We start from the raw sequence: 26,825 nt of genomic DNA on the forward strand, positions 1-26,825 counted from the left end.
GCTCGACCATCGGCAGCCGCCGCCGGGCGGCGGCGATCGCGTCGCCCTCACGGGTGTGCGCCTTCTCGCGGACCAGCAGCTCCTCGCGCGCCGCCTGCCAGGTGGCCGGGTCGACGACTGGCGGCTTGCCGGGGAGGCTGCTGCTCGCGTTGCCGGGCGTGCTTGTCATGGTGTCCTCCGCTGTCTCGTCGGGCGCGCGGATCGAGGCACCCTCCGGATCGATCAACGACCCATCGCCGGCTCCGGAGCCGGGGCGCCGGCCAGCGCCCGGGCGGCGCGCTCGCCGAGCTCGAGCGGCACCGGACCACCGTGGAGAAGGGGCCGGGCGTGCTCCAGCCAGGCGGCGTCGTCGGCGACCGCGGCGAGGGCCTCCGACCCGCCCAGCCGCGCCAGGTACCGCGACGCGAGCCACGCGAGGCGGCCGCTGCCGGTCTCGGCGGCATGGTCGCCGGCCTGCTCGGCGAGCCGGCACCCGGCGCTCACCACCGCCATCCGGCGGGCGAGGCGGCGCAGCGGCAGCTGCTGGGCGTCGGGGTCGCGGCCGGCGAGCGCGCCGACCTCGGCCTCGACCCGGCGCAGCTCGCGGCGGATCACCGCGCCGAGCGGCGCCGCCGGTCCCGAGGCCTCGGCGCGGCCGGCGCGGGCCTCGACGTCGGCGATCCAGTCGGGCAGGGCGCCGCGGCCGATGGCGCGGAGCACGTCGAGCGCCTGGATGTTGCCGGTGCCCTCCCAGATGGCGTGGATGTACCCGTCGCGGAGCATCCGCGAGTTCGGCCAGTCCTCGATCGCACCGTTGCCGCCGCGCACCTCCATCGCCTCGGTGGCGCAGATCCGCGCCCGCTCCGATCCGTGGCCCTTGGCCAGCGGGGTGAGCAGCCGCAGCACCGCCGCGGCGCGCTCGTCGCCGGCGTCGGCGCGGTCGAGCATCTCGGCCGTCCCCATCGCCATGGTGAGCGCCGCCACCGAATCGACGACCAGCTCGGCGAGGGTGTCGGCCATCAGCGGCTGGGTGTCGAGCCGGCGCCCGAACGCGCTCCGCCCGGCGCAGTGGAGCAGCGACTCCTGTGCGCTGCGCCGCATCAGCGCCGCGGCCTGGCCGGCGATGCCCACCCGGGTCATGTTCACCATGTCGAGCATCTGCCTCATGCCGCGGTCGAGCCGTCCCACCGGCTCCGCCCACGCTCCGCGAAGGCCGACCTCGCCCGAGGGCATGCTCCGCGTCCCGAACTTCTCCTTGAGCCGGTGGATGACCACGGCGTTGCGGCTGCCGTCGGCGAGCAGGCGGGGCACGAGGAACACCCCGAGCCCCCCGGTCCCCGGCCCGGCGCCCTCGGGCCGGGCCATCACCAGCAGCACGTCGGAGTGGGGGCAGGAGCAGAACCACTTCTCGCCGTGGAGCCGCCAGGCGCCGTCGCCGTCGCGCACCGCGACGGTCTCGCCGGCACCGACGTCCGAGCCGCCCGCCTTCTCGGTGAGGTACATCGCCACGGTGAGCGGACTGCCGGTGTCGTCGGCGATCCGCGGGACGAGGCGCTCGCCGAGCTCGCCGCCGTGGAGGCTGAGCAGCCGGGCTCCGGCGTCCATCATCGACACCGGGCAGCCCACGATCGACTGGTCGGCCTGCATCCAGAGGTACTGGAGCGCGGTCATCAGCGCGCGCGGCGCGCGGCCGTCGAGACCGCGCCAGCCGGGGAGGTGGGGGGCGCGCACCAGGCCGAAGCGCAGCGCGGCGTCGAGCAGGCGGTCGTAGGCCGGGTGCAGCTCGATCTCGTCGACCCGCGCCCCCCGCGGGTCGTACTGGTGGAGGATCGGCGGGTGCCGCTCGGCGGTCGCGGCCAGCGGCTCGATGGTGGTGGCGACGATCCGCCCGGCCTCCGCCAGCGCGCCCTCGGCGACCCGCCAGACGGTCTCGCCGAGGGTGCGGCGGGCCAGCCAGCGGAGGTGCTCGTCGGGCGTGTACCAGTCGGAGTGCTCGGGCAGCGGGATGTGGCGGGCGCCGGGGTCGGACGGGAGCATCGCTGGGGGCCTCCAGGGCGGATCGGACGGGGCGCGCCCGCGCCGGCGGCCTCCATCACACCTGTACGGCGAACCCGTCCCCCGCGTCAAGCACCGCCGGCGGTCAGGCCGGCGCGCCGCTCCCGTGCCAGGCGCCGCGGCCGCGAAGGACCTCGCGGAGGGTCTCGAGGGTGTCGGTCATGATCCCGTCGGCGCCGAGGTCGAGGAGGCGCTCCATCTCGGCGCGCTCGTCGATGGTCCAGACGTGCACCGCCAGCCCGGAGCGGTGGGCGGCGCGGATCATCAGCGGCTCGACCATCGGCACCCCGTTCTGGCGGACCGGCAGCTGGATGCAGGCGGCGCCGCTCCGGGGGATGCGGCCGGTCAGCGAGGCCAGCCGGGCGCGGGTGATCTCGCGCGGGCCCATCGAGGTGCACACCCAGTCACCCGCCAGCGCCCGGAAGCGGCGCAGTCGCAGGTCGGAGAAGGAGCCGACGCAGACCCGGTCGAGCACGTTCATCCGGCGGAGCAGGGCCGCCAGCGGCTCGACCACCGCGTCCGACTTGGTGTCGATGTTGAGCCGCGCGTCCGGCCACTCCTCGATGATCTCGCTGAGCAGGGGGATGCGCACCCCGCGGCCACGGTGGGGGAAGGTGGCCCCCCCGTCGCGGCTGAACCAGTAGCCGGCGTCGGCGCCGGCCAGGTCGGCGGAGGTGACCTCGCCGATCCGCCCGCGGCGGTCGGTGACCCGCTCGAGCACCTCGTCGTGGAAGGCGACGACGGCGCCGTCGCGGGTGAGATGGACGTCGGTCTCGAGGTGGGCGTAGCCCATGTCCACGGCGGCACCGAAGGCGGCCATCGTGTTCTCGGGATGGTCTCCGGCGCCGCCGCGGTGGGCGAAGGCGATCGGGCCGGACCAGTCGAGGAAGCGGCTGCGCATGCCTGCCGGACCTTATCAGCCGGTGCGGGAGACGCCGCGGGTGCAGGTCGCGGCGACGATCTGGCACCCTGCTCGTCCGTGGACAGCGAGATGCCGCGCGGCGTCGACCCCGAGGCGGTGGCCGCCGTGCTCGCGCCCGTGGTGGGCGGGCTCGCCGGTCCGCTGCGGGTGGAGCTGATCGCCGGCGGGCGCTCGAACCTCACCTACGTGATCGGCGACGGCGAGCGCGAGTGGGTGCTCCGCCGCCCCCCGCTCGCCCACGTGCTCCCCACCGCCCACGACATGGCCCGCGAGTACCGGGTGATCAGCGCTCTCACCGGCACCGGCATCCCCGTGCCCGGTGCGGTGCTGCTCTGCGACGACCCGGCGGTGCTCGGGGTGACCTTCTACGTGATGGAGCGGGTCGCCGGGCACGTGGTCCGCGACGCCCTGCCGGAGGCGTGGCCGCACACCCCGGAGGTGCGCCGGTCGATGTCGTCGGCGCTGATCACCACGCTCGCGGACCTGCACGCGATCCGGCCCCACGCCGTGGGGCTGGGCGACTTCGGACGCCCCGCCGGGTTCCTGGAGCGCCAGGTGCGCCGCTGGTGGCAGCAGTGGGAGGCGTCGCGCACCCGCGAGCTGCCGGAGATGGACGAGCTCCGCCGCCGGCTCGTCGAGGGCCTGCCCGAGTCGGGCGCGCCGGCGATCGTCCACGGCGACTACCGGCTCGACAACGTGATCCTCGCGCCCGGCGAGCCGGGCCGGGTCGCCGCCATCCTCGACTGGGAGATGAGCACGGTCGGCGATCCCCTCGCCGACCTCGGCCTCCTGCTCGTCTACTGGGCCGACCCGCGCGAGTCCGACGAGGACCGCGCCCTGCTGTCGCTCTCGGCGATCACCGCAGAGCCCGGCTTCCACCGGCCCGCCGAGGTGGTGGAGGCCTACGCCGCGGCGACCGGCGCCGACCTGGGGGCGCTCGAGTGGTACGTGGCCCTCGGCCATTACAAGCTCGCCATCGTCGCCGAGGGCATCTACGCCCGCTTCCTCATGGGCGCCACGGTGGGGGAGGGGTTCGAGATCATGGGAGCCCGGGTGCCCCGCCTGGTGCGACGGGCGCTCGACCGGGCCGGCGCCTCCGGCCTCTCCGGCCTGGCGGGCTGACCCAGGGGTCATACCGGGACCCAGCCCGGTCTGGCGATCGAGCGCAGGATTTTCCGGCGCCCGAGCGTAGGTAGGAGCGTGGGGCCCCCGGGGGCGGCGCGGCAGCGGCCGTGCCAGACCGCGGGACTGTGTCGGCACAGCGCGCCTCAGGTTGCTGTCAGGGTGGGCACATACCCGTATTCTGCCTCGTGGATGGGGGGACTTCTCTCGGAATAACGGCAGTATTCGCCACCAACGGGGACAACCACAGTCGATCACGGAGGGTACTGCTATCCTCCGCACAGCGAGCGCCTGTCACTCAGTGCGGGCGAAAGGGAGGGAGATCTTTGAACTGCTTCAAGAGGATGGCCGCGGTGGTCATCATCGGCGCCGGCGCGGCCTTCGCGGTCGGCGGCACGATGCACGCCAGCGCGCTGCTCGACGTCTCGAACCTGGGCCAGAACCTCGGTCAGAACCTGGCCCAGAACGCCGCCCAGAACAACCTCAACGGTCAGCAGTCCGGCGTTGCCAACGGCATCGCCCAGGGCGGCGGCGTGGCCAACGGCAACCTCACCGGCGCCCAGAGCGGCGTCGGCAACGGCAACCTCAGCGGCGGCACCGCCAACGGCGTGCTCGGCACCAGCAGCAGCGGCGGCGGCAACACCCAGGGCGGCGTGCTCGGCGGCGGTATCGCCAACTGCAACCCCTGCAACGACAGCTCGACGAACAACAACAACAACTCGCAGACCTCGAACAGCAACAACACCAGCACCAGCACCGACAACTCGACCAACAACAGCAACAACACGAACAACTCGAACCAGGGCAACCACAGCGGCAACACCACCACCAGCACCAACAACTCGAACCAGAACAACACCACCCACTCGAACAACACCAACAACTCGAACCAGGGCAACACCACCAACTCGCACAACACCAAGACGACGACCAAGACCAAGGTCACCAAGAAGTGCAACCACAACGTGAACGCCGCCTGCTGATCCCCGCGTAGGGGTGGCAGGTCCGGGGGCCGGGTGCCGCATCGCGCGGCGCCCGGCCTCGCCGTGTCCAGGGACCCCTACGGCAGCCGGGTCGACCCCATCAGCACCCGGTCGCAACCCCGGGCGGTGAGGCGGCCCTCGGCGATCGCCCAGACGATCAGCGACTGGCCGCGGCGGGTGTCGCCGGCTGCGAACACGCCGGGCACCGAGGTCTGGAAGTCGTCGTCGGTGGTGACGTTGCCGCGGGCGTCGAGGGCGACGCCGAGCTCCTCGACCAGGCCGGTGTGCACCGGGTGGACGAAGCCCATGGCGAGGAGCACGAGGTCGGCGTCGATGGTGAACTCGCTGCCCTCGACGGGCACGAACTGCATCCGCCCGTCGACCCGGCGGGGCTCGACCCGCACCGCGTGCAGCCGCTCCACCCGCCCGTTGCTGCCGCTGAAGCCGGTGGTCTGGATGTTGTAGTCGCGCACCCCGCCCTCCTCGTGGGCGGACGACGAGCGCATGATCACCGACCACTGCGGCCAGGGATTGTCGAAGGCGCGCTCCGGGGGCGGCGGCGGCAGCAGCTCGAACTGGTGCACCGAGGCGCAGCCCTCGCGGTGGACGTTGCCGAGGCAGTCGGCGCCGGTGTCGCCGCCGCCGAGGATGATCACCCGCTTCCCCCGCCCGGTGATGGTCTCGGCCTCGCCGACCAGCTCGCCGGCGACCCGGCGGTTCTGCTGGGGCAGGTACTCCATCGCGAAGTGGACCCCGGCGAGGTCGCGGCCCGGCACCCCGAGGTCGCGGGGCTGGCCGGCTCCCATCGCCAGCACCACGGCGTCGAACCGGGCCCGCAGCTCGGCCCCGGTGATGTCGACGCCGATGTCGTAGCCGCACTCGAAGGCGACGCCCTCCGCGCTCATCAGGTCGATGCGCCGCTCCAGGATCCACTTCTCCAGCTTGAAGTCGGGGATGCCGTAGCGGAGCAGGCCTCCGACGCGGTCGTCCTTCTCGTACACGGTGACCTGGTGGCCGGCGCGGTTGAGCTGCTGGGCGCAGGCGAGCCCCGCCGGCCCCGAGCCCACCACCGCGACCTTCTTGCCGGTGCGGTGGGCGGGAGGGGTGGCGCGCACCCATCCCTCCTCGAAGGCACGGTCGACGATCGACACCTCGACCTGCTTGATGGTCACCGGGTCGTCGTTGATCGAGAGCACGCAGGCGGGCTCGCACGGCGCGGGGCAGAGACGGCCGGTGAACTCGGGAAAGTTGTTGGTGGCGTGGAGACGCTCGATCGCGGTCTCCCAGTCGCCGCGCCAGACCAGGTCGTTCCACTCGGGGATGAGGTTGCCGAGCGGGCAGCCGCTGTGACAGAAGGGGATGCCGCAGTCCATGCAGCGCGCCGCCTGCTCGCGCAGTGCGTCGGTGCTCCAGGGGAGGTAGACCTCGCGGTAGTCGCCGACCCGCTCGTCCACCGGCCGCCGCGGCGGCAGGCGCCGATGGAACTCGATGAATCCCCCCAACTTGCCCATCTCCGGTGCTCCTAGCCGACCATCTCGAGTGGGACGGTGCGCCGGGCCTGGAGCACCCGCTTGTAGTCGATGGGCATCACCTTGAGGAAGCGCACCTGCGCCGCCGGCCAGTCGGCGAGCAGGCGCTCGGCCACCGGGCTGCCGGTGTAGTCGGCGTGGTGCTGGAGCAGCGAGGCGAGCTGCTCCACGTCCTCCTCGCTCTCGACCGCCTCGAGCTCGATCATGCCCATGTTGCAGCGGCCCGCGAAGCCGCCGTCCTCGTCGAGGACGTAGGCGATGCCGCCGCTCATGCCTGCGGCGAAGTTGCGGCCGGTGCGGCCGAGGATCACCGCGACGCCGCCGGTCATGTACTCGCAGCCGTGGTCACCCACCCCCTCGACGACCGCGATGGCGCCGCTGTTGCGGACGCAGAAGCGCTCGCCGGCGACGCCGCGGAAGTAGGCCTCGCCGGCGGTGGCGCCGTAGAGCACCACGTTGCCGACGATGATGTTCTCCTCGGCGACGATCCGGGAGCCGTCGGGGGGGCGCACCACCAGGCGGCCGCCGCTCAGGCCCTTGCCCACGTAGTCGTTGGCGTCGCCGTGGAGGGTGAGGGTCACCCCGTGCGCCAGCCAGGCGCCGAAGGACTGGCCGGCGGAGCCGCGCAGGTCGATCCGGATGGTGTCGTTGGGCAGCCCGGCCTCGCCGTGGCGGCGAGCGATCTCGCCGCTCAGCATGCCGCCGACGGTGCGGTTGCCGTTGCGGATCGGCATCTCGATCTGCACCGGATGGCCGTGCTGGATCGCCCGCTGGGACAGGGCGATGAGCTCGTGGTCGAGCGCCTGCCCGAGCCCGTGGTCCTGGTCGATCATCCGCCGGACGTCGACGGTGGGGGGCACCTCGGGGCGGTGGAGCAGCAGCGAGAAGTCGAGGCCCTGCGCCTTCCAGTGGTCGACCGCCTCGCGGATGTCGAGGATGTCGGCGCGGCCGATCATCTCGTCGAAGCGGCGGAAGCCGAGCTGCGCCATGTGCCGGCGCACGTCCTCGGCGAGGAAGGTCATGAAGTTCACCACGTACTCGGCCCTGCCCGTGTACCGGTCGCGCAGCCGCTGGTCCTGGGTGGCGATGCCGACCGGGCAGGTGTTGAGGTGGCAGACCCGCATCATGATGCAGCCGCTGGCGATCAGCGCCGAGGTCGCGAAGCCGAACTCCTCGGCGCCGAGCAGGGCGCCGACGACGACGTCGCGGCCGGTCTTCATCTGGCCGTCGGCCTGGAGGGTGACCCGGCTGCGCAGGTCGTTGAGCACCAGCACCTGCTGGGTCTCGGCGAGCCCGATCTCCCAGGGGATGCCGGCGTGCTTGATCGAGGAGAGCGGCGAGGCGCCGGTGCCCCCCTCGTAGCCTGCGATGACGATGTGGTCGGCGTGGGCCTTGCTCACCCCCGCGGCGACCGTCCCCACCCCGACCTCGGCGACCAGCTTGACGCTCACCCGCGCCTGCGGGTTGACGTTCTTGAGGTCGTGGATGAGCTGGGCCAGGTCCTCGATCTAGTAGATGTCGTGGTGGGGGGGAGGCGAGATCAGTCCCACCCCGGGGGTCGAGTAGCGCAGCTTCGCGATGTACTCGTCGACCTTGTGCCCGGGCAGCTGGCCGCCCTCGCCGGGCTTGGCGCCCTGGGCGATCTTGATCTGCAGCTCGGAGGCGTTGACCAGGTAGTTGGCGTTGACCCCGAAGCGGGCCGAGGCCACCTGCTTGATCGCGCTGCGGCGCGAGTCGCCGTTGGCGTCGGGGGTGTAGCGGCGCGGGTCCTCGCCGCCCTCGCCGGTGTTCGACTTGCCGCCGAGACGGTTCATCGCGATCGCCAGGGTCTCGTGCGCCTCGGGGCTGATCGACCCGAGCGACATCGCCCCGGTGGCGAAGCGCCGCACGATCTCGCTGGCCGGCTCGACCTCCTCCAGGGGCACCGGGGCGCGGTCGCCGCGGAAGGTGAAGAGCCCGCGCAGCGCCTTCAGCTGCCGGGTCTGGTCGTCGACCAGGGCGGCGTACTCGCGATACCAGCTCTCGTCGTTGGCCTTCACCGCGTGCTGCAGCTTGGCGATGGTCTCGGGGTTCCACTGGTGGAACTCGCCGTTGCGCCGCCACTGGTACTGGCCGCCCTCCTGGAGGGTGGGCGCGCCCACCCGCACCTCGGGGAAGGCGTCGGAGTGGCGGGCCAGCGCCTCCTGGGCGACGACGTCGAGCCCGATGCCGCCGATCCGCGACGGGGTGCCCGTGAAGTGGCGGTCGACGACCTCGCGGCTGACCCCGATGGCCTCGAAGATCTGGGCCCCGCAGTACGACTGGATGGTCGAGATCCCCATCTTCGAGATCGTCTTGAGCAGCCCCTTGCAGACCGCCTTGACGTACGTCGCCTCGGCCTTGTTGGCGTCGACCCCGGGCGGGAGCAGTCCCCGGCGGGCGAGGTCGTGGAGGGTCTCGAACGCGAGGTACGGGTTGACCGCCTCGGCTCCATACCCCATCAGCACCGCGAAGTGCTGGATCTCGCGAGCCTCGCCGGTCTCGATCACCAGGCCCACCCCGGTGCGGGTCTGCTCGCGGATGAGGTGGTGGTGGACCGCCCCGGTGGCCAGCAGGCTGGGGATGGGGGCGTGGGCGGCGTCGATGTTGCGGTCGCTGAGCACCAGGATCTGGTAGCCCTCGGCGATGCGCTGCGAGGCCATCCGGCAGATCCGCCGCAACCCCCGCTCCAGCCCCCGCTCCTCGCCGAGGTGGAAGACCGAGGAGATCGTCGCCGCCGGGAAGTCGCGCTGGGTGACGTGGCGGATCTTGCCGAGGTCGGCGTTGGTGAGGATGGGATGGGGCATCTCCAGGCGGCGAGCCTGGCTGGGCGCCTGCTCGAGCATGTTGCCGCCGGCGCCCAGGCTGCTCACCAGCGACATCACCATCTGCTCGCGGATCGGGTCGATGGGCGGGTTGGTGACCTGGGCGAAGAGCTGCTTGAAGTAGTTGAAGAGCGGCTGGGGGCGGTCGGAGAGCACCGCCGGCGGGGTGTCGTTCCCCATCGAGCCCACCGGCTCCTCGCCGGCGGCCGCCATCGGGGCCAGCAGGAACTTGAGGTCCTCCTGGCTGTAGCCGAAGGCCTGCTGGCGGATCAGCAGGGTGCCGGAGTCGGGCTCGGCGGGGTGCTCGGTGTCCTCGAGCTCGTGGAGGTAGACGGTGCCCTGCCGGATCCAGTCCCGGTAGGGGAAGGCGCCGGCGAGCTCGGCCTTGGCGGCCTCGTCGTCGATGATGCGGCCCGCCTCGGTGTCGACGAGCAGGATCTTCCCCGGCTCCAGCCGCCACTTGCGGACGATGCGCTCCTCGGGGAGGTCGAGCACGCCGACCTCGGACGCCATCACCACCAGGCCGTCGTCGGTGACCACGTAGCGCGCCGGCCGCAGCCCGTTGCGGTCGAGGGTTGCGCCGATCACCCGGCCGTCGGTGAACGCGATGGCGGCGGGGCCGTCCCAGGGCTCGAGCAGCGCGGAGTGGAACTCGTAGAAGGCGCTCCGCTCCTCGTCCATCTCGTGGTGCTGGTGCCACGCCTCGGGGATCATCATCATGATCGCGTGGTGCGCCGGCCGGCCGGTCAGTGCCAGCAGCTCCAGGGCGTTGTCGAACTGCGCCGAGTCGGACCCGGAGTCGTCGATCACCGGGCGCAGCTTCTCGATGTCGGCGCCGTAGAGCGCGCTCTTGAACTTCGACTGCCGGGCGCGCATCCAGTTGACGTTGCCGCGGACGGTGTTGATCTCGCCGTTGTGCGCGCTGTACCGGAAGGGCTGGGCGATGTCCCAGCGGGGCAGCACGTTGGTGGAGAAGCGGGAGTGCACCAGCGCCAGCGCCGAGACCACGCTGTGGTCGACGAGGTCGGGGAAGAAGGGCGCGATCTGGTGCGCCATCAGCATCCCCTTGTAGATCACCGTCCGGCAGCTGAGGCTGCAGATGTAGAAGAGCTGGTCGCCGGGCGGCGGCGCCTCGTCGCGGCGGCGCTCGATGACCCGGCGGAGCACGTACAGCCGCCGCTCGAGCACGTCGCCGTGGACGCCGACGGCGGCGACGAAGAACTGCCGGATGGCGGGCATGCCGGCGCGCGAGACGTAGCCGATCGCCGCCGGGTCGTGGGGGACGTCGCGCCAGCCCAGCAGCCGCAGGCCCTCGTCCTCGCAGCAGCGCTCGACGATCGCCTCGCAGCGGCGCCGCTCCTCCGGGTCGGTGGGGAGGAACACCATGCCCACCCCGTAGGCGTCGGGGGCGGGCAGGTCGACCGCCGCCTCGCGGCGGAGGAAGGCGTCGGGGATCTGGATGAGGATGCCGGCGCCGTCGCCGGTCTCCGGGTCACAGCCGCAGGCGCCGCGGTGACCGAGGTTGACGAGCGCCTCGAGCCCCCTCCCCACGATCGCGTTGGACCGTTCGCCGGCAATGCTCGCGACGAACGCGACACCGCAGGCGTCGTGCTCGAAGCGGGGGTCGTAGAGGCCCTGGGGGATCAGTCTCGTCATGGCTGGTCCTGGGTGTGCGGTGGTACGGCAGATGGGAGGGAGCCCGGTGCTGCGGGCGCCGGCCGAGCCGGGGGTGGTGGCTCCAGGGACGCCGTGCTGGGATGGCCGGGGATGTGGGTGGTCGCCGTGCCGTCGCTGAACTCTAGACGATACCGCAGTCCCGGCTGGAGCGCCACGGTCGAACGGTTCGGCGCGCGCCGAACCGTGGTTCACCCGCCGAAGAGCTCGGCGACGGCCAGTGTGCCAGTGCCCGCGCGGCGCCCGCCGGCAACCAGCACCCTGCCGTCGGGCAGCCGGGTGGCGGTGTGGAGGGCGCGGGCCCAGGCCATCGTCCCCGCCCCCGTCCAGCTGCCGCTCGCGGGCAGGTAGCGCTCGGCGGCCGAGCTGGTTCCGTACCCGTCCAGGGTGCCGCCACCGGCCACCAGCACGCTGCCGTCCGCGAGGTCGGTGGCGGTGTGGACGGCGTGGGGGGAGCCCATGCTCGCGGTGTCGCTCCACGTGTCGGTGGCCGGGGTGTACAGCTCCGCGGAGGCGAGGGGGCGGCCGGTCTCCACGTCGTACCCGCCGATCACCAGCACCCGCCCGTCGCCGAGGCGCGTGGCGGTGTGCGCCACCCGGTCGACGGTGGGGTTGGCGGTGGCGAGCCAGCCTCCCGGCACCGGGGTGTAGACCTCGGCGGCCGGTCCCCGCGTGTACACACCCACGATCGGCAGCCGGGGCGTGATCGGCAGCGGCAGGTCTCGCACCGCGATGCCGCCGACCACCAGCACCCGGCCGTCGGTGAGCCGGGTGGCGGTGTGCGCCATCCGCGGCGAGGTCATCGGCAGGCCCGGACGCCAGCGGCCGACGGTGGGGTCGTAGAGCTCGGTCGACGCCAGCTCGTTGGTGCCGTCGAACCCGCCGGTCACCAGCACCTCGCCGTCGGCGAGGAGGGTGGCGGTGTGCAGCGCGCGCCCCGTGGTCATCGGCCCGGTGGCCGACCAGGTACGGGTCCCAGGATCGTAGAGCTCGGCGCTGCCGAGATGCCGCCCGTCGAGGATGCCCCCCGCCACCAGCACCCGTCCGTCCTGGAGCCGGGTGGCGGTGGCCGCGTACCGGGCGGTGGCCATGCTCCCCGCCGGTCCCCAGCGCCCGGTCGGGGGGTCGTAGAGCTCCGCGGTCTCCAGGCAGGTGCCGTTGCTGACGCCGCCGGCGACCAGCACCCTTCCGTTCTGCAGGAGCGTGGCGGTGGCGTGGTCCCGGCCGGTGTCGAGGCTCTGCGTGGCCGACCAGGCCGCCCGGGCGGGCGCCGCGGCATGGCCGGCGGCGGGACTGCGAGCCGCCGGCGACAGGCCGGCCAGGAGCAGGGCGGCGACCACGAGGGGGCGCAGGGCTCTCGGCCGCGCGGCTGCGGACGCGGACATGGCGTCCGATCGTCGCACCGGTCCGGTTCAGCGTCAATCGCCCGGCGCCCGCGGAGGCCGACCCCTCGCCTCGACTCGGTAGCATGGGATGCGATCGAGGCGTGGGGGGGCCCGGCCGTTCACAGCTGGAGGTGGTGCTCGGATGACGGTCAGCTCGGAGGTCGCCGGGTCGGGCAGGGGAGCGGGCGTCGGCGACGCCGGCGTCACCACCAGCGTCCTCGCCCGGCTGCGGCGGGACGCGCCCTGGTGGCTGCTGCCGGTCACCGTCGTGGTCGTCCTCGGCGGCTTCATCGTCTACTCGATCTGGGCGTCGACCACCGGCGTGGGCGAGGCCCCGAACGCGCCCTACCTCTCGCCGCTGTACTCGCCGGCATGGCTGGCGAACCACATCCCGGTGTTCCCCGGGCTGCTCTGCATCCTCGTCCCGATCGCGTTCCGGAGCACCTGCTACTACTACCGCAAGGCGTACCACCGGTCCTTCTTCTGGGACCCGCCCGCCTGCGCCGTGCCCGAGCTGCGCCACGGGAGGTACCGGGGTGAGACCGCCTTCCCCCTGATCCTCAACAACCTGCATCGCTTCGCCCTCTACGGGGCGATCGTGTACATCCCCATCCTCGGCTTCGACGCCGTCAACGCCCTCAGCCTCGGCGGCCACCTCTACCTGGGGCTGGGCACGGCGATCATGGTGGTGAACGTGGTGCTGCTCGCCGGCTACACCTTCTCATGCCACTCCTTCCGCCACCTGGTCGGGGGCAACGTCGACTGCTTCTCCTGTGTGCGCTTCGGCCAGCAGCGGCACAGCACCTGGAGGGCGGTGACCCGGTTGAACGTCTTCCACCCCACCTGGGCGTGGGTCAGCCTCTTCAGCGTCTGGGCCGTCGACGGCTACATCCGGATGCTCCACGCCGGCTGGTTCACCGACCCCCACATCCTCTTCCGATGATCCCCGAGAGCTACGACACGATCGACTGCGACGTCCTCGTCATCGGAGCCGGCGGGGCCGGCCTCCGCGCCGCCGTCGCCGCCGGCGAGGCCGGCTGCGACACCGTGGTGGTGACCAAGTCGCTGCTCGGCAAGGCCCACACGGTGATGGCCGAGGGCGGCATCGGCGCGGCGCTCGGCAACGTCGACCCCCGGGACAACTGGGGGGTCCACTTCGCCGACACCATGCTCGGCGGCCAGCTGCTCAACAACTGGCGGATGGTGGAGATCTTCGCCCAGGAGGTCATCGACCGCGTTTACGAGCTGGAGCGCTGGGGCGGCCTCTTCGATCGCACCCCCGACGGTCGCATCAGCCAGCGCGCCTTCGGGGCGCACACCTTCTGGCGGCTCGCCCACGTCGGCGACCGCACCGGGCTGGAGCTGATCCGCACCTGCCAGGACCGGGCCGTGCACACCCCCAACGTCACCGTGCACATGGAGTACACGCTCACCACCCTGCTGAAGGACGGCGACCGGGTGGCCGGCGCGGTCGGCTACCGGCGCAACGACGGCAGCTTCGTCGTCTTCCGCGCCAAGGCGGTGGTCCTGGGCAGCGGCGGCTGGGGACGGATGTACAAGCACACCAGCAACTCGTGGGAGGGCACCGGCGACGGCGCCGCGCTCGCCTACCGCGCCGGCGCCGAGCTCCTCGACATGGAGTTCGTGCAGTTCCACCCCACCGGGATGATCTGGCCACCGGGGGCGCGCGGCATCCTGGTCACCGAGGCGGTGCGCGGTGAGGGCGGCCGGCTCTACAACTCGCTCGGCGAACGCTTCATGGAGACGTACGACCCCAAGAAGATGGAGCTGTCCTCCCGCGACGTGGTCGCCCGCTCCATCTACAAGGAGGCCCAGGCGGGCCGCGGGTCACCCCACGGCGGCGCCTTCCTCGACGTCCGCCATCGCGGCGCCGAGTACATCAAGAAGCGGCTGCCCTCGATGTACGAACAGTTCCACGCACTCGCCTCGGTGGACATCACCAAGGAGCCGATGGAGGTCGGGCCCACCATCCACTACACCATGGGCGGGGTGCGGGTCGCGCCCGAGACCGGCGCCACCACCGTCCCCGGCCTGTACGCCGCCGGCGAGGTGAGCGGCGGCCTCCACGGCGCCAACCGCCTCGGCGGCAACTCGCTCGGCGACATCCTCGTCTTCGGCAGGCGCGCCGGTGAGGCCGCCGCCGCCGAGGTCGCGGGGCGCGTCCACGCCGCCGTCGACGAGCGCCAGGTCGAGGCCGAGCAGCGGGCGCTGCTCGCCTATCTCGATCCCCACGAGGAGGGCGAGAACCCCTACCTGCTCCACGAGGCGCTCCAGGAGGCGATGCAGGACGACGCCGGCATCGCCCGCACCGAGGAGTCGCTGACCCGCTCGCTGCACGCCATCCAGGAGCTGTGCGAGCGGGCTCCGCGGATGCGGGTGGGCGGCCGCCGCATCCTCAACCCCGGCTGGCACACCTGCCGGGACGTGGTGAACATGCTGGTGATCAGCGAGGCGATCGTCCGCAGCGGGCTGGAGCGGAGGGAGAGCCGCGGCTCGCAGTGGCGCCTCGATTTCCCCGACCTCAGCGAGGAGCAGGGGAAGGTCAACTACGTCACCTACGACGGCGGCGACGGGATGCGCATCCGGGCCCTGTCCCGCGAGCCCATCCCGCAGCGCCTGCAGCGCCTGGTCGACGAGGAGCTGGCGCTGCGCGCCGTCACCACCATCCCCGTCCGGCCCGACCAGCGGATCGAGGGCCCGGCCGTCGCAGCGGCGGGCAGGGAGGCCTGAGATGGCGATCGCGGAGAGACCCGCCGAGCGGGGGACGGCCCCGCAGCCCGGAGCCGGCTCGGGGAGCGATGGTCCGCCCCTCGAGTTCCACGTCTTCAAGGGCATCCCCGGCGAGGAGCAGGGCGACGTCACCTACCGGGTGCCGCCGGTGACCGGCATGGTGGTGCTCGACGCCATCCACTGGATCCAGAAGCACGTCGACACCGACCTCGCCTGCCGCTGGAACTGCAAGGCCGCCAAGTGCGGCAGCTGCTCCGCCGAGATCAACGGCATGCCCCGGCTGATGTGCAAGACCCGCATCGACGACCTCCCCGAGGGCCCGATCACGGTGCGCCCGATGAAGGCCTTCCCGCTGATCAAGGACCTGGTCACCGACGTCTCGCACAACTACGAGGTGAACCGGCGCATCCCCCAGTTCACCCCGGCGGCGGACGAGCCGACCCCGTTCGTGATCAAGGACATCGACCTGGAGCGGATCTACGAGTTCCGCAAGTGCATCGAGTGCTTCCTCTGCCAGGACGTCTGCCACGTGCTCCGCAGCCACGACCTCCAGGAGCAGTTCTACGGGCCCCGCTTCTTCGTCCGCGTCGCCTCGCTGGAGATGCACCCCAAGGACACCGTCGACCGCCTCGAGGCCACCCGCACCGAGGGCGGCCTCGGCTACTGCAACATCACCAAGTGCTGCACCGAGGTGTGCCCGGAGCACATCCACATCACCGACAACGCGATCATCCCGCTCAAGGAGCGGGTGGCCGACCGCCACTGGGACCCGCTCCGCGCGGTGAGCCGGCTCCTGCTCGGCAGGCGCTGACCGCCCCGGCCGCCGGATCGGGCGCATGATGGTGGCGTGACCGCAGCCGCCCTCCTCCTCGGCGTCATCGTCGCCATGCTCGCCGCCTTCGTCGCCTTCTTCCTGTACTCGCGCACCCCGGCGTGGCGCAGCTCGGAGACCCGGATGGCGACGATGCGCCTGCTGGTGATCATCGGTCCGATGTTCGGGGCACGCTTCGACAACCCGCCCCCCGACCGTCCCGCGGTGATGGGGGAGGGGCCCGACCCGCCCGAGAAGGACCCGAACGACCCCCGGATCAGCAGCTAGGGCCGCGACCCGATCAGCGCCCCGGTGCCGAGCGTGGGGATGCCGGCGCCCACCTCGTCGCGGCGGCTGTCGATGACGTCGACGACGTCGCGGACCGCCTCGGCGCTGCGGTGGAGCGCGGCGCTCTCGTCCTCGCTCAGCCGCACCTCGAGCACCTCGACGAGGCCGCCGGTGCCGAGCCGGCAGGGCACCCCGGTGAAGAGGCCGCGGATGCCGTACTCGCCCTCGAGGCGGACGCTGCAGGGCAGCACCTGGCGCTTGTCGAGGAGGATGGCGTCGACCATCTGGGCGGCCGCCGCGCTCGGCGCGTAGTAGGCGCTCCCGGTCTTGAGCAGGCCGACGATCTCGGCGCCGCCGTCGCGGGCGCGCTGCACGATCGCCTCGAGCCGCTCGCGGGGGATCAGGTCGGCGACGGGGACGCCCGCGACCGTGGAGAAGCGGGTGAGCGGCACCATGGTGTCGCCGTGGCCGCCGAGCACGTAGGCGTCGACGTCCTCGACCGAGGCGTCGAGCTCGCGGGCGATGAAGGTGCGGAAGCGGGCGGTGTCGAGCACCCCGGCCATGCCGATGACCCGCTCCCGGGGGAAGCCGCTGACCGCGCCGGCGAGCTGGGCCATGGCGTCGAGCGGGTTGGTGACCATCAGGAGGATGGTCTCGGGCGAGCGGCTCGCCACCTCCCTCACCACCGAGGCGATGACCCGGGCGTTGGTCATGACCAGGTCGTCGCGCGACATCCCCGGCTTGCGGGCGATCCCGCTGGTGACGACGACGATGTCGGACCCGGCGGTCTCGTCGTAGCCGTTGGTGCCGGTGACGAGGGAGTCGTAGCCGACGATGGGGCCGGCCTGGAGCATGTCGAGCGCCTTGCCCTGGGGCAGTCCCTCGACGATGTCGACCAGCACGACGTCGGCGTAGTTCCGCTCGGCGAGACGCTGGGCGAGGGTGGCGCCGACGTTGCCGGCACCGACCACGGTGATCTTCGCGCGCACAGTGAACACTCCAGCTGACGGGCCTGACAGCCGGCGACGTCGGCGGGCCCCTCCGCCCCGGCGCCGGGCCGCGCGGTAGTGTAGCTCGGAGCCGATGAGTCCCCGTTCCGCCGCCGCCGTCACCCGCACCACCCTGCCCCGGGGCGCGCGCGCCCGCGCCGCCATCGTCGTCGAGCGGCTGAAGGACGAGTACCCGGCCGAGTGCGCCCTGGTCCACGCCGACCCGTGGCAGCTCCTGGTGGCCACGATCCTCAGCGCTCAGACCACCGACGAGCGGGTGAACATGGTCACCCCGGTGCTCTTCGCCGCCCATCCCACCGTCCACGACCTCGCCGGCGCCTCGCTCGCCGGCGTCGAGGAGATCATCCGCTCCACCGGCTTCTTCCGATCCAAGGCGCGGGCCATCGTGGAGATGTCCCAGGACGTGGTCGCCAAGCACGGCGGCGAGGTGCCGCCGCGGATGGAGGACCTGGTGCAGCTGCGCGGGGTCGGTCGCAAGACCGCGAACGTGGTCCTCGGCGTCGCCTTCGGCATCCCCGGCTTCCCCGTCGACACCCACGTCACCCGGCTGACCCGGCGCCTCGGCCTCACCCGCTCGCTCGACCCGGTGCAGATCGAGAAGGACGTCTGCTCGATGGTGCCGCCCGAGGAGTGGACCGGCCTGAGCCTGCGGCTGATCCTCCACGGCCGCCGCTGCTGCACCGCCCGCGCCCCCCAGCACCAGGCCTGCGTGCTGCGCGACATCTGCCCCTCCGCCGACGGCGGCGAGCCGGCCAGCGCGCGAAAGCCCCGCCCCCGGAGGCCGCAGCCGCCACCGGCCCCCCGACAATAGGGCCATGCACACCCCGATCTGCGACCTCCTCGGCATCGAGTTCCCGATCGTCGCCTTCAGCCACTGCCGTGACGTGGTCGCCGCGGTCAGCCGTGCCGGGGGCATGGGGGTGCTCGGCGCCGTCGCCTTCAGCCCCGCCCAGCTCGAGGTCGAGCTCAGCTGGCTGGACGGGGCGGTGGGCGGGCGGCCCTACGGGGTCGACGTGCTCCTGCCCCAGCGCTACGCTGGCGCCGAGGAGGGGGGAGGCTCGCTGGAGTCGCTCTCCGCGCTGATCCCGGACGAGCACCGCCGCTTCGTCGACGAGCTGCTGGAGCGATACGGGGTGCCGCCGCTCCCCGAGGGCACCGCGGTGCGCGACGGGATGCTCGAGGTCTCGCAGCGCGGGGTCGGCGCCCTGCTCGACGTCGCCTTCGCCCACCGCCCCCGGCTGGTGGCCAGCGCCCTCGGACCGGCTCCCGACTTCCTCGTCGACGCCGCCCACGAGCAGGGCGCGGTGGTCGCCGGGCTGGTGGGGAGCCGCCGCCACGCCGAGCGGCAGCGCGCCGCCGGGGTCGACCTGGTCGTCGCCCAGGGGTACGAGGCGGGCGGCCACACCGGCGAGATCGGCACCATGGTCCTGGTCCCCGAGGTGGTCGACGCCGTCGCCCCCACCCCGGTGCTCGCCGCCGGCGGCATCGGCAACGGCCGGCAGATCGCCGCGGCGATGGCGCTGGGGGCCCAGGGGGTGTGGTGCGGCTCGGTGTGGCTGACCACCCCGGAGGCGGAGACCCACCCGGTGGTGCGCGCGAAGATGCTGCGGGCGAGCTCCAGCGACACCGTGCGCACCCGGGCCACCACCGGCAAGCCGGCCCGCCAGCTGCGCACCGCCTGGACCCAGGAGTGGGACGACCCCGCCCACCCGGACCCGCTCCCGATGCCCCTCCACACCATGCTCACCGCCGAGGCGCAGACCCGGGTGCAGCGGGCCGCGGGCGACCCCGGGTCCGGCGCCGAGGAGCTCATCACCTACTTCGTCGGGCAGGTGGTCGGGAGCATGACCAGCGTCCGGCCGGCCGCCCAGGTGGTCCACGACATGGTCGTCGAGTACCTGGAGACCGTGGAGCGGCTCTCTCCGAGGGTCGAGGCCTAACCCCGCAGCCGGCCGGCGGCGACCTCGACGCGGCTGCCGGCGAGCTCCACCGTCCGCATCGCCTCCATCAGGCCGGGATCGTCGGTGGTCGCCCAGGTGCGGCGGCCGTCGGCGAGCAGGCAGGCGGCGACGCCGCGCTCGGGGGCGCCGGTGCGGTCGTGCATCACCGTGCAGGTCTCCAGGGTCGCCTCGCCCTGGTGGGTCTCGGCGAGAGCGCGGCGGGGGAGGCGGTCGACCTCGTCCTGGACGCCGAGGTGCCGGAACCCGCCGGCCGGCGGCCGGGTCGAGTACAGCCCGACGGCGTGCTTGCTGAGGTAGCCGCCGTTCGCCGAGCAGAGGCCGGTCGCGCCGGGGTCGTCGCGCAGCCGCGCGGTCATCGCGGCGATGGCGTGGGTGACGTAGTTGTTCCAGGGGCCGCCCGCGAAGGTCAGCCCCCCGGTCACGGTGAGCTCGCGGTCGAGGGGGAGCCCCAGCTCGGTGGCGGCCACCTGCACGGCCGACGGGAAGCAGGAGTAGAGGTCGACGTGGGCGAGCTCGTCCGGCCCGACCCCGGCGAGCCGGAGCGCGGCCCGGCCGGCGGCGGCGATGGCGGGGGAGGAGTGGAGGTCGGCCCGCTCCGAGAGCGGGTGGTCGTCGGCGTCGGCGGCGCTGATCGGGAAGACCCAGCGGTCGCGGGCGATGCCGAGCCCGGCGGCGGTGCCCGCGGAGGTGAGCAGGACCGCCGCCGCCTGGTCGACGTGGTTGTTCGAGTTCATCAGCTTGGGGTAGGGGAACCCCACCATCCGGTTGTCCGGCCCCGGGGTGCCGATCTCCTCGGCGCTGAACCGCCGCCGCAGCACCGCGTGGGGGTTGCCCTCGGCCACCATGCTGAAGCCGGCCCACAGCTCGGCGATGGCGTGGCCGTGCTCGGCGATGCCGTGGCCCGCCGCCGCCCGCAGCGCGTTCTCGAAGAGCGGATAGACGGTGATCGGCATCACCAGCCCGGCCTCGACCTCGGCGGGGCCGCCCATCACCATCTCCTTGCCGATCGTCTCGGAGGGCTCGACCCCGGCGGGCTGCGCCGTCCACGGCGGCCGCTCGCCGGTCTCCCGGCGGATCGCCGCCCGGGTGCGCCACGCCTCGGCGCCGCCGATCAGCACCAGGTCGGCGCGTCCCGCCTGGATGTCGGCGGCGGAGCGGGTGAGGAGCTGCTGGGGTGACTGGCCGCCGACGTGGGTGTAGGCGGTGTGGCGCGGGGTGGCGCCGAGCAGCTCGGCGACCAGCCGGCCGGGATCCGCGTAGCGCCAGGAGAGCAGGTTGACCACCCGCACCGAGTCGAGGCGGCGGAGCAGCCCGGCGGCACCGCTGTCGGCCTCGGCGCGCCGTGCCGCCTCGGCGAGCAGCTCGACCGGCTCGGGCGCGTGACCCTCGCGGTGGCAGACCTGGCCGGCGCCGACGAGCACCGGGGTCCGCGGATCGAGGCTCATCCCGGCCTGGCCCCGGTCAGGCAGGCGCCCCGCCCACCTCCTGGGCCCAGGCCTGCGCCTGGTCGTCGGGGACCGGGGTGTGGCCGTCGAGGGAGTGGGCCAGGCGGCGCGCCTCCTCGGGCGAGAGCCGCAGCCGTCCCACCTCCTCGGGGGCGAGCAGCTCGGTCTCGATACACAGGTCGATGAACTGGTCGAGCTCGGCGGAGTCCATGGGCTCGAGCCAACGCGCCTTGCGGATGAGGCGCTCCCGCGAGCTGGGGAGGTAGATGCCGAGGTCGGCGAACGCGAGCAGGACGGCTCTCGCCATCTCCAGTGGGGTGGACAACGCCCGAGTCACTCCTGGGCCGGGCGCGGCTGGCGGTGAGAAGGTCGGCGCCGCGCGGCTGAGCCGATGGTACGCCCCCTTTGGGGCGGTCGGTGGCCGTGGCGATGTCGTGACCCCGTGGTCAACTCGGCGCCGAGCTTCGCAGCGCCTCGGCGAGCAGGGCCGCGACCGCCACGGTCTCGCGCCGCTGCCGCTCCCGCCATGCCGGGTCGTGCCGGTGGCCGAGGAGGTCGTCGTAGAGCGCGCCGTAGAGGTCGTTGACGAACTGGCGGTCGCTGAGCGCCCCGGTGGGGTGGCCGCGGCCCTCGCCGCCGTCGCCGAGCAGGCGGAGCTCGGCGTCCTCCCAGCGCAGCTCGACGCCGCGGTCGGGAAGGCGGAGGGAGACCAGGTTGCGCCGCCGCTCGCCGGCGTAGGAGACCCCGATGCGGGCGCTGCCCGCGCCGACGGCGAGCTCGACCGCGGCGCTCTCGCGTCCGGGCTCGCCGTGGCGCCGCGCCCGGCGCACCCGGGCGGACGGGTCGAGGCGGTGGCAGAGGGCCAGGTAGTGGACCCCGTGGTCGCCGAGGATCCCGCCCTCGCGGTCGCCGTGGGCCCGCCAGCCGCCGGCGCTCAGCGGGTCGGTGCCGGGGCGCTCCACCGCGACCTCGAGGCGGAAGCCCTCCCCGGCGGCCAGCGGGCCGCGCAGGCAGCGCTCGACCACCCGCCAGGCGGGGGCGTGGGCGTACTGGTGCACCGTCGCCACCAGCCAGGAGGGAGCCTCCTCGGCGAGGCGGCGGAGCTCGTCGACGTCGCCGGCGGCGACCCCGAGCGGCTTCTCGCAGAGCACGTCGACGCCCCGGCGGGCGGCGGCGGCGATCGCCGGGAGGTGGGCGCTCGGCGGGCTGGCGATCACCAGCAGGTCGCACCCCGAGCCGTCGAGCAGCGCCTCCACGTCGGTGAAGGGCCGGGCCCGGCGGGTGCGTCCCACCACCGTGGCGCAGCGCTCGGCGTCGGGGTCGCAGACCCCCGCGATCACCGCGGCCCCGGTCTCCTCGGCGCGGCAGAGTGCGGGGAGGTGGGCTCGGAGCGCCGCCGACCCCAGTCCGCAGAGGCCGACGGCGGCCGGGGTCACCCCCCCACCGCCCCCGGGGCCAGGGCCGCGGCGAGCGCCTCGAGGGCGGCATCGGCCTCGTCGGGGGTCAGGGTGAGCGGCGCGTTGAGGCGCACCCGGGGCACCTGCGCCACCAGCAGCCCGTGGTCGAGGCAGGAGAGGAACAGGCGCTGGCTGAGCTCCGGGCCGGCGAGCCCGCCGGTCTCCGGGTCGACGAGGTCGAGGCCGAGCATCAGCCCCACCCCCCGGGTGGCGGCGACGTACGGCGAGCCGGCCTCGAGGGCGCGCAGCCCCACCGCGAGCCGGGCACCGACGGCGCGGACGTTCTCGAGGAAACCGTCGCCGGTGACGATGTCGAGCACCGCCAGGCCGGCGGCGCAGGCCACCGGGTTGGCGCCGTAGCTGCTCGAGGTCGCCGAGGGCTCGGCGAAGAGGCTGTTGTCCCAGAGGTCGCTGCCGGCGGCGACCCCGCTCAGCGGGTAGCCGCCGCCGATCGCCTTGCCGAGGATGAGGATGTCGGGGGCGACCTCGTACCAGCTCGCCGCGAACACGGTGCCGAGGCGGCCGAAGCCGGTGATCGACTCGTCGAGGATCAGCAGCCAGCCCCGCCGGCTGCACAGCTCGCGCAGCGTCCGGAGGAAGTGGCGCTCCGGGGGCAGGTTGCCGGCGGTGCCGAGGATGGGCTCGACGATCACCGCGGCGACGCCGCCCTCGAGCCCGGCCGCGTACTCGTCGAGCGCCTCCAGCGCGGCGGCGCCGTCGCCGGCGCACCCCGGGTAGGTGATGGCGTCGTGGCCGGTGCAGATCGGGTAGCCGACGTCATGGACCCAGTCGACGCCCAGCCAGGAGCGCTCGTCGGCGTGGCGGTGCCCGGTGAAGCGCACCCCGGTGCTCTTGCCGTGGAAGCCGGTGGTGAAGGAGAGCAGGTGGCGCCGCCCGGTGACCGACTGGGCGAGGCGCACCGCCACCTCGACCGCCTCGGTGCCCCCGGAATAGAGGGCGGTGCGCTCCAGCCCGGCGGGCAGCACCTCGGCGAGCGCCTCCAGGTAGTCGGCGTGCTCGGTGGTGTGGAGCACGCAGGCGGCGAGCCGTCCCGCCTGCCCGCTCAGCGCCTCGGTCCACCGGGGATGGCCGTGGCCGATGGCGGCGACGCCCATGGCGGTGGCGAAGTCGAGGTAGCGCCGTCCCTCGGTGTCGACGAGGTGCGCACCCTCACCGTGGGTGATGACGAGGCCGGCGTTCTCGGCGATGCGGCGCGGCCCGCCTCCGCCGAGCCTGCGGATGGTGTCGGGGGTGCGGGCGGTGGCGGCCATGCGGCGGCAGTGTACGAAAGCCCCGGGCTCAGAGCGCGTCGCCATCGCCGTGACGGGCGCGGAGCCGGCGGCGCTGCTTCTGGTAGCGGCGGAGGTGGTAGGGGACGTTGACGACCACCGTCCCGGGGCGGAAGAGCAGCGCCGCCTTCAGCCGCAGCGCGGTCTGGTTGTGGAGGATCTGGTGCCACCAGCTGGTGGCCACCATCTCGGGGAGCACCACCACGATGGTGTCGTCGGGCTGCTGCCGGTCGATGGCGTCGATGTAGGCGAGCAGCGGGCGCACCAGCGAGCGGTACGGCGACTCGATGACCTCGAGGGGCACGTGGTTGCCCCACGCCTCCCACTTCGCCTTCAGCCGCGCGATCTCCTCGGGGTCGTCGCTGATGTGCACGGCGATCACCTGGTCGGAGATGGTGCGGGCCAGCGCCAGGCTCTGCAGCGCGGGGCCGTTGAGGTCGGACACGGGCACGATCACCACCGGCTTCAGCTCGCCCGGCGAGGTCGGGGTCTCGGTGGTCAGCTCGCTGGTGACGTCCGCGTAGTGGCGATGGATGGCGCGGAAGGTGAGCACCAGCAGCGGGATGATCACCAGCACCACCCAGGCGCCGGAGAGGAACTTCTCCCAGGCGGTGATCAGGAAGACGGTCGCGGTCAGCGTCATCCCCACCGCGTTGATCGCGAGGCCGCGCTCCCAGCCGGGCTCGCGCAGCCGCAGCCAGCGCGCCACCATCCCCGCCTGGGACATGGTGAACGCGAGGAAGACGCCGATGGTGTAGAGGGGGATGAGCGAGTCGGTGCGGCCGCGGAAGACCACGAGCAGAACGATTGCCAGACCTCCCAGCACCAGGATGCCGTTGCTGTAGGCGAGCCGGTCGCCGAGGCGCTTGAAGAGGTGCGGGGCGTAGTCGTCGCGCGCCATGAAGAAGAACAGCCGCGGGAAGTCGGAGAAGGACGTGTTGGCGGCGAGCACCAGGATCGCGGTGGTGGTGGCGATCACGTAGAAGTACAGGAGGGTGCTGCCGAAGGCGGCGTGGGCGATCTGCGAGATCACCGTCTGGTAGTGGGGGTCGCTGGAGTCGTACGCACGGGCGCCGACCGCGCGCGCCGCCAGGGTGATGCCGCTGAACATGAGCGCGAGCAGGGTCACCATCACCGTCAGGGTGGTGCGCGCGTTCCTCCACTCCGGCGGCTGGAAGGCGGGGACGCCGTCGGAGATCGCCTCCACCCCGGTGAGCGCGGTGCAGCCCGAGGCGAACGCCTTCAGCAGCAGGAAGATGCTGACCTGCTGGGTGGCGTGCTCCAGGGTCGGCGTGGCCTCGGCGAGGTGGCCGGTACCCCACTTGACCGCGACCACCGTGAGCATCACGAAGACGCCGGCGATGAAGAGGTAGGTCGGCGCCGCGAAGATGCTCCCCGACTCGCGGATGCCGCGGAGGTTGCCGACGATGAGGAGGACCACGAAGGTGACGCAGAGCTCGACCCGGTAGGCCTGCATCGCCTGCGCGGCGCTGACGATGGAGTCGACGCCGCTGGCCACCGACACCGCCACGGTGAGCACGTAGTCGGTCATCAGCGCCGAGCCGGCGACCACCCCGGCGAGCGGGCCCAGGTTGTCGCTGGCGACGATGTACGAGCCGCCGCCCCTGGGGTAGGCCTTGATCGTCTGCCGGTAGCTGAGGCCCACGGCGATCAGCAGGAAGAGGATCGCCAGCATGATCGGGATCGAGTAGCTGTAGGCGGCCGCGCCGGCGGCGCCCAGCACCAGCAGGATCTGCTCGGTGGCGTAGGCGACCGACGAGAGCGCGTCGGAGGAGAGCACCGCAAGCGCCTTGACCTTGGTGAGGCGCTCGTGGATGGCCTGCCGGCTGGCGATGGGGCGGCCGAGCAGGGCGCGGCGCAGCCGGCCCAGCTGGGTCGTCGCGGCCTCCTCCCGGGCCTGCAGGTAGCCCTGGGACACCTTCTCGAACTCGCGACGGCGAGCGCGGGCGCCGCGGACGTAGCGGTCGCCGGGCAGCGTGCCCCGCGCCTGCCGGAGATCGAGGTCGGGGTCGATCTCCTCCGGAGCCGTCCCGCCGGTGGCCCGGGCCCGCGGGGTGGTCGCCCACCGCTTCCCGGCGTCCCGGAGGGACCGGACCTCCTCCTCCGAGAGACTCACCCGACCGGGGACGGGAGTCCCCGAGGCGTTCGAGTCGGCGGGAGAGGAGCTCACGGCAGCTTCGGACAGTGTAGGGAGCGGGCGACCTGGGCGCCTCCGACCCACCATCGACGTGACGTCCGCTAGGATGCAAGCAACGCCGCGCCTCGACACAGACCGCCAGGAACGTCGCAGCAGCCCGCGGCGGGCTGCCCAACCCATCCCTTGTGACCGTCACGCCCATTCCTCACATGCCCACCGACTCCGCCAACCACGAGGCGCCGACGGAGGGTTCTGCCCTACCGGACGCCGGGACGCCCCAGCAGGCTCCCGACGCCGATACGGCCGCGCCCGCCGAGGACGCTGTGGAGGCGACCGTGCCCGTCGACGCCCCCGAGCCGCCCGCCGAGGTCGCGCCCGAGGCCGGCTTCGAGCCGCCCGCCGAGGCTGCGTCCGAGCCGCCCGCCGAGGCCGCGTCCGAGCCGCCCGCCGAGGCTGCGTCCGAGCCGGTGGCCGAGGCCGCGTCCGAGCCGGTTGCCGGGGCCGAGCCGGTCGCCGGGGCCGCGTCCGAGACGCCGGCGCCGCCCCGGCCCCAGGCCGAGCGCGGTCCCGCGCGTGACGGCGGTCCTCCCCGGCCGCCCCAGCAGCGGCGTCCTCCACGGCCTCTCGGGGGGCCGCCGATGCGCAGCCGGGGCGACGGCCCGGCGGTGCCGATGCCCGAGCACCATCACCTCCCCGGCTGGGTGCGGCGCGCCCACGCCAAGGCGCGGCCGGAGCTGGCCGAGCTGCTCGGCTCCCTCCAGGGTGCGCCCCGGGCCCAGTTCCTCGCCAAGCTCGAGGCCCTGGTGGCCACGATCAGCAGCGGCAAGTTCAGCAGCGCCTGGCAGTACCCCGAGGTGATCGCCGAGGGCCGCGCCCTCCAGGAGTCGCAGCGCGCGTACCTGGCCGAGACCGCCAAGGCCTCCCGCCAGCTCGACAGCCTGCGCCGCCGAGCCAGCGACCGCCTCCGCGACGCCGCCGACCTGCTCGCCCCCGACGCCGCCGCCCGGCTGCAGCGGGCGCTTCGCTCGGCCAACGACGAGGCGTCGATCGCCGCCGTCGAGTCCGAGGCGATGAAGGCGCTGAGCACCGCGCGCAGCGCCTCCAACAAGCGCCGCGACCGCGAGATCGAGCGGACCAGGGCGCGGATCAACCGCAGCCTGCCC

General features: G+C 73.4%; 20 protein-coding genes and 1 pseudogene. 9 read left to right on the top strand and 12 right to left on the bottom strand.

The window, feature by feature from the left end; genetic code table 11:
* From VGL20_00625 to VGL20_00635, 3 genes are all read right to left on the bottom strand, one after another.
* Positions 1 to 169 (bottom strand): DUF899 family protein (locus tag VGL20_00625; GenBank protein ID HEY2702171.1); only part of this gene is annotated, 169 nt, incomplete at its 3' end.
* A 53-nt stretch (positions 170 to 222) separates the two neighbouring features.
* Positions 223 to 2,016 (bottom strand): acyl-CoA dehydrogenase family protein, encoded by a 1,794-nt coding sequence (locus VGL20_00630; protein ID HEY2702172.1) that lies wholly within the window; start codon positions 2,014 to 2,016, stop codon positions 223 to 225.
* Positions 2,017 to 2,119: 103 nt separating this feature from the next.
* Positions 2,120 to 2,935, bottom strand: a complete 816-nt coding sequence (locus VGL20_00635) for a glycerophosphodiester phosphodiesterase (GenBank protein HEY2702173.1) — start codon at positions 2,933 to 2,935, stop codon at positions 2,120 to 2,122.
* A 78-nt stretch (positions 2,936 to 3,013) separates the two neighbouring features.
* Between VGL20_00635 and VGL20_00640 the strand changes: the two genes are divergently transcribed.
* The gene (locus VGL20_00640) at positions 3,014 to 4,078 is read left to right on the top strand and encodes a phosphotransferase family protein (protein HEY2702174.1); all 1,065 of its coding nucleotides are present in this window, start codon (positions 3,014 to 3,016) and stop codon (positions 4,076 to 4,078) included.
* 326 nt (positions 4,079 to 4,404) lie between these two features.
* Entirely contained in the window at positions 4,405 to 5,061 is a 657-nt protein-coding gene (locus tag VGL20_00645) for a hypothetical protein (protein HEY2702175.1), read from the top strand.
* Positions 5,062 to 5,138: 77 nt separating this feature from the next.
* Here VGL20_00645 and VGL20_00650 read toward each other — a convergent pair whose 3' ends face one another.
* The 3 genes and pseudogenes from VGL20_00650 to VGL20_00660 form a co-directional block, all read right to left on the bottom strand.
* Positions 5,139 to 6,572, bottom strand: coding sequence for a glutamate synthase subunit beta (locus VGL20_00650; GenBank protein HEY2702176.1), 1,434 nt, complete (start codon positions 6,570 to 6,572; stop codon positions 5,139 to 5,141).
* Between the two features lie 11 nt (positions 6,573 to 6,583).
* Positions 6,584 to 11,089: pseudogene (gltB, locus tag VGL20_00655) on the bottom strand (glutamate synthase large subunit).
* Positions 11,090 to 11,298: 209 nt separating this feature from the next.
* Positions 11,299 to 12,492 (bottom strand): kelch repeat-containing protein, encoded by a 1,194-nt coding sequence (locus tag VGL20_00660; GenBank protein HEY2702177.1) that lies wholly within the window; start codon positions 12,490 to 12,492, stop codon positions 11,299 to 11,301.
* 142 nt (positions 12,493 to 12,634) lie between these two features.
* Between VGL20_00660 and VGL20_00665 the strand changes: the two genes are divergently transcribed.
* The 4 genes from VGL20_00665 to VGL20_00680 are packed head-to-tail and all read left to right on the top strand — an operon-like array spanning position 12,635 to position 16,342.
* Positions 12,635 to 13,435 (top strand): succinate dehydrogenase, encoded by an 801-nt coding sequence (locus VGL20_00665; GenBank protein HEY2702178.1) that lies wholly within the window; start codon positions 12,635 to 12,637, stop codon positions 13,433 to 13,435.
* Positions 13,432 to 15,243 (top strand): FAD-binding protein, encoded by a 1,812-nt coding sequence (locus tag VGL20_00670; GenBank protein HEY2702179.1) that lies wholly within the window; start codon positions 13,432 to 13,434, stop codon positions 15,241 to 15,243. The genes VGL20_00665 and VGL20_00670 overlap by 4 nt, the downstream gene beginning before the upstream one ends.
* A gap of 1 nt (position 15,244) precedes the next feature.
* Positions 15,245 to 16,054, top strand: coding sequence for a succinate dehydrogenase/fumarate reductase iron-sulfur subunit (locus tag VGL20_00675; protein HEY2702180.1), 810 nt, complete (start codon positions 15,245 to 15,247; stop codon positions 16,052 to 16,054).
* 36 nt (positions 16,055 to 16,090) lie between these two features.
* Positions 16,091 to 16,342 carry a hypothetical protein gene (locus tag VGL20_00680; protein HEY2702181.1) on the top strand — a complete coding sequence of 84 codons (252 nt, stop codon included), beginning with the start codon at positions 16,091 to 16,093 and terminating at the stop codon, positions 16,340 to 16,342.
* Here the strand turns inward: VGL20_00680 and mdh are convergent.
* The gene (gene mdh, locus VGL20_00685) at positions 16,339 to 17,331 is read right to left on the bottom strand and encodes a malate dehydrogenase (GenBank protein ID HEY2702182.1); all 993 of its coding nucleotides are present in this window, start codon (positions 17,329 to 17,331) and stop codon (positions 16,339 to 16,341) included. The genes VGL20_00680 and mdh overlap by 4 nt on opposite strands.
* Positions 17,332 to 17,425: 94 nt before the next feature.
* Between mdh and nth the strand changes: the two genes are divergently transcribed.
* Entirely contained in the window at positions 17,426 to 18,163 is a 738-nt protein-coding gene (gene nth, locus VGL20_00690; GenBank protein ID HEY2702183.1) for an endonuclease III, read from the top strand.
* Positions 18,164 to 18,167: 4 nt separating this feature from the next.
* Positions 18,168 to 19,292, top strand: coding sequence for a nitronate monooxygenase family protein (locus VGL20_00695; GenBank protein HEY2702184.1), 1,125 nt, complete (start codon positions 18,168 to 18,170; stop codon positions 19,290 to 19,292).
* Here the strand turns inward: VGL20_00695 and VGL20_00700 are convergent.
* The 5 genes from VGL20_00700 to VGL20_00720 form a co-directional block, all read right to left on the bottom strand.
* Entirely contained in the window at positions 19,289 to 20,758 is a 1,470-nt protein-coding gene (locus VGL20_00700) for an acetyl-CoA acetyltransferase (GenBank protein ID HEY2702185.1), read from the bottom strand. The genes VGL20_00695 and VGL20_00700 overlap by 4 nt on opposite strands.
* Before the next feature lie 16 nt (positions 20,759 to 20,774).
* Entirely contained in the window at positions 20,775 to 21,065 is a 291-nt protein-coding gene (locus VGL20_00705) for a hypothetical protein (protein HEY2702186.1), read from the bottom strand.
* 139 nt (positions 21,066 to 21,204) lie between these two features.
* Positions 21,205 to 22,194 (bottom strand): Gfo/Idh/MocA family oxidoreductase, encoded by a 990-nt coding sequence (locus tag VGL20_00710; protein HEY2702187.1) that lies wholly within the window; start codon positions 22,192 to 22,194, stop codon positions 21,205 to 21,207.
* Positions 22,191 to 23,486 carry an aspartate aminotransferase family protein gene (locus VGL20_00715; protein HEY2702188.1) on the bottom strand — a complete coding sequence of 432 codons (1,296 nt, stop codon included), beginning with the start codon at positions 23,484 to 23,486 and terminating at the stop codon, positions 22,191 to 22,193. The genes VGL20_00710 and VGL20_00715 overlap by 4 nt, the downstream gene beginning before the upstream one ends.
* A gap of 28 nt (positions 23,487 to 23,514) precedes the next feature.
* Positions 23,515 to 25,641 (bottom strand): APC family permease, encoded by a 2,127-nt coding sequence (locus VGL20_00720; GenBank protein ID HEY2702189.1) that lies wholly within the window; start codon positions 25,639 to 25,641, stop codon positions 23,515 to 23,517.
* Positions 25,642 to 25,985: 344 nt separating this feature from the next.
* On the opposite strand from VGL20_00720, the gene VGL20_00725 reads away from it, so the two are divergent.
* Positions 25,986 to 26,825 (top strand): hypothetical protein (locus VGL20_00725; protein HEY2702190.1); only part of this gene is annotated, 840 nt, incomplete at its 3' end.

This window comes from Candidatus Dormiibacterota bacterium (genome assembly GCA_036495095.1).
Taxonomy (GTDB): Bacteria; Chloroflexota; Dormibacteria; order Aeolococcales; family Aeolococcaceae; genus CF-96.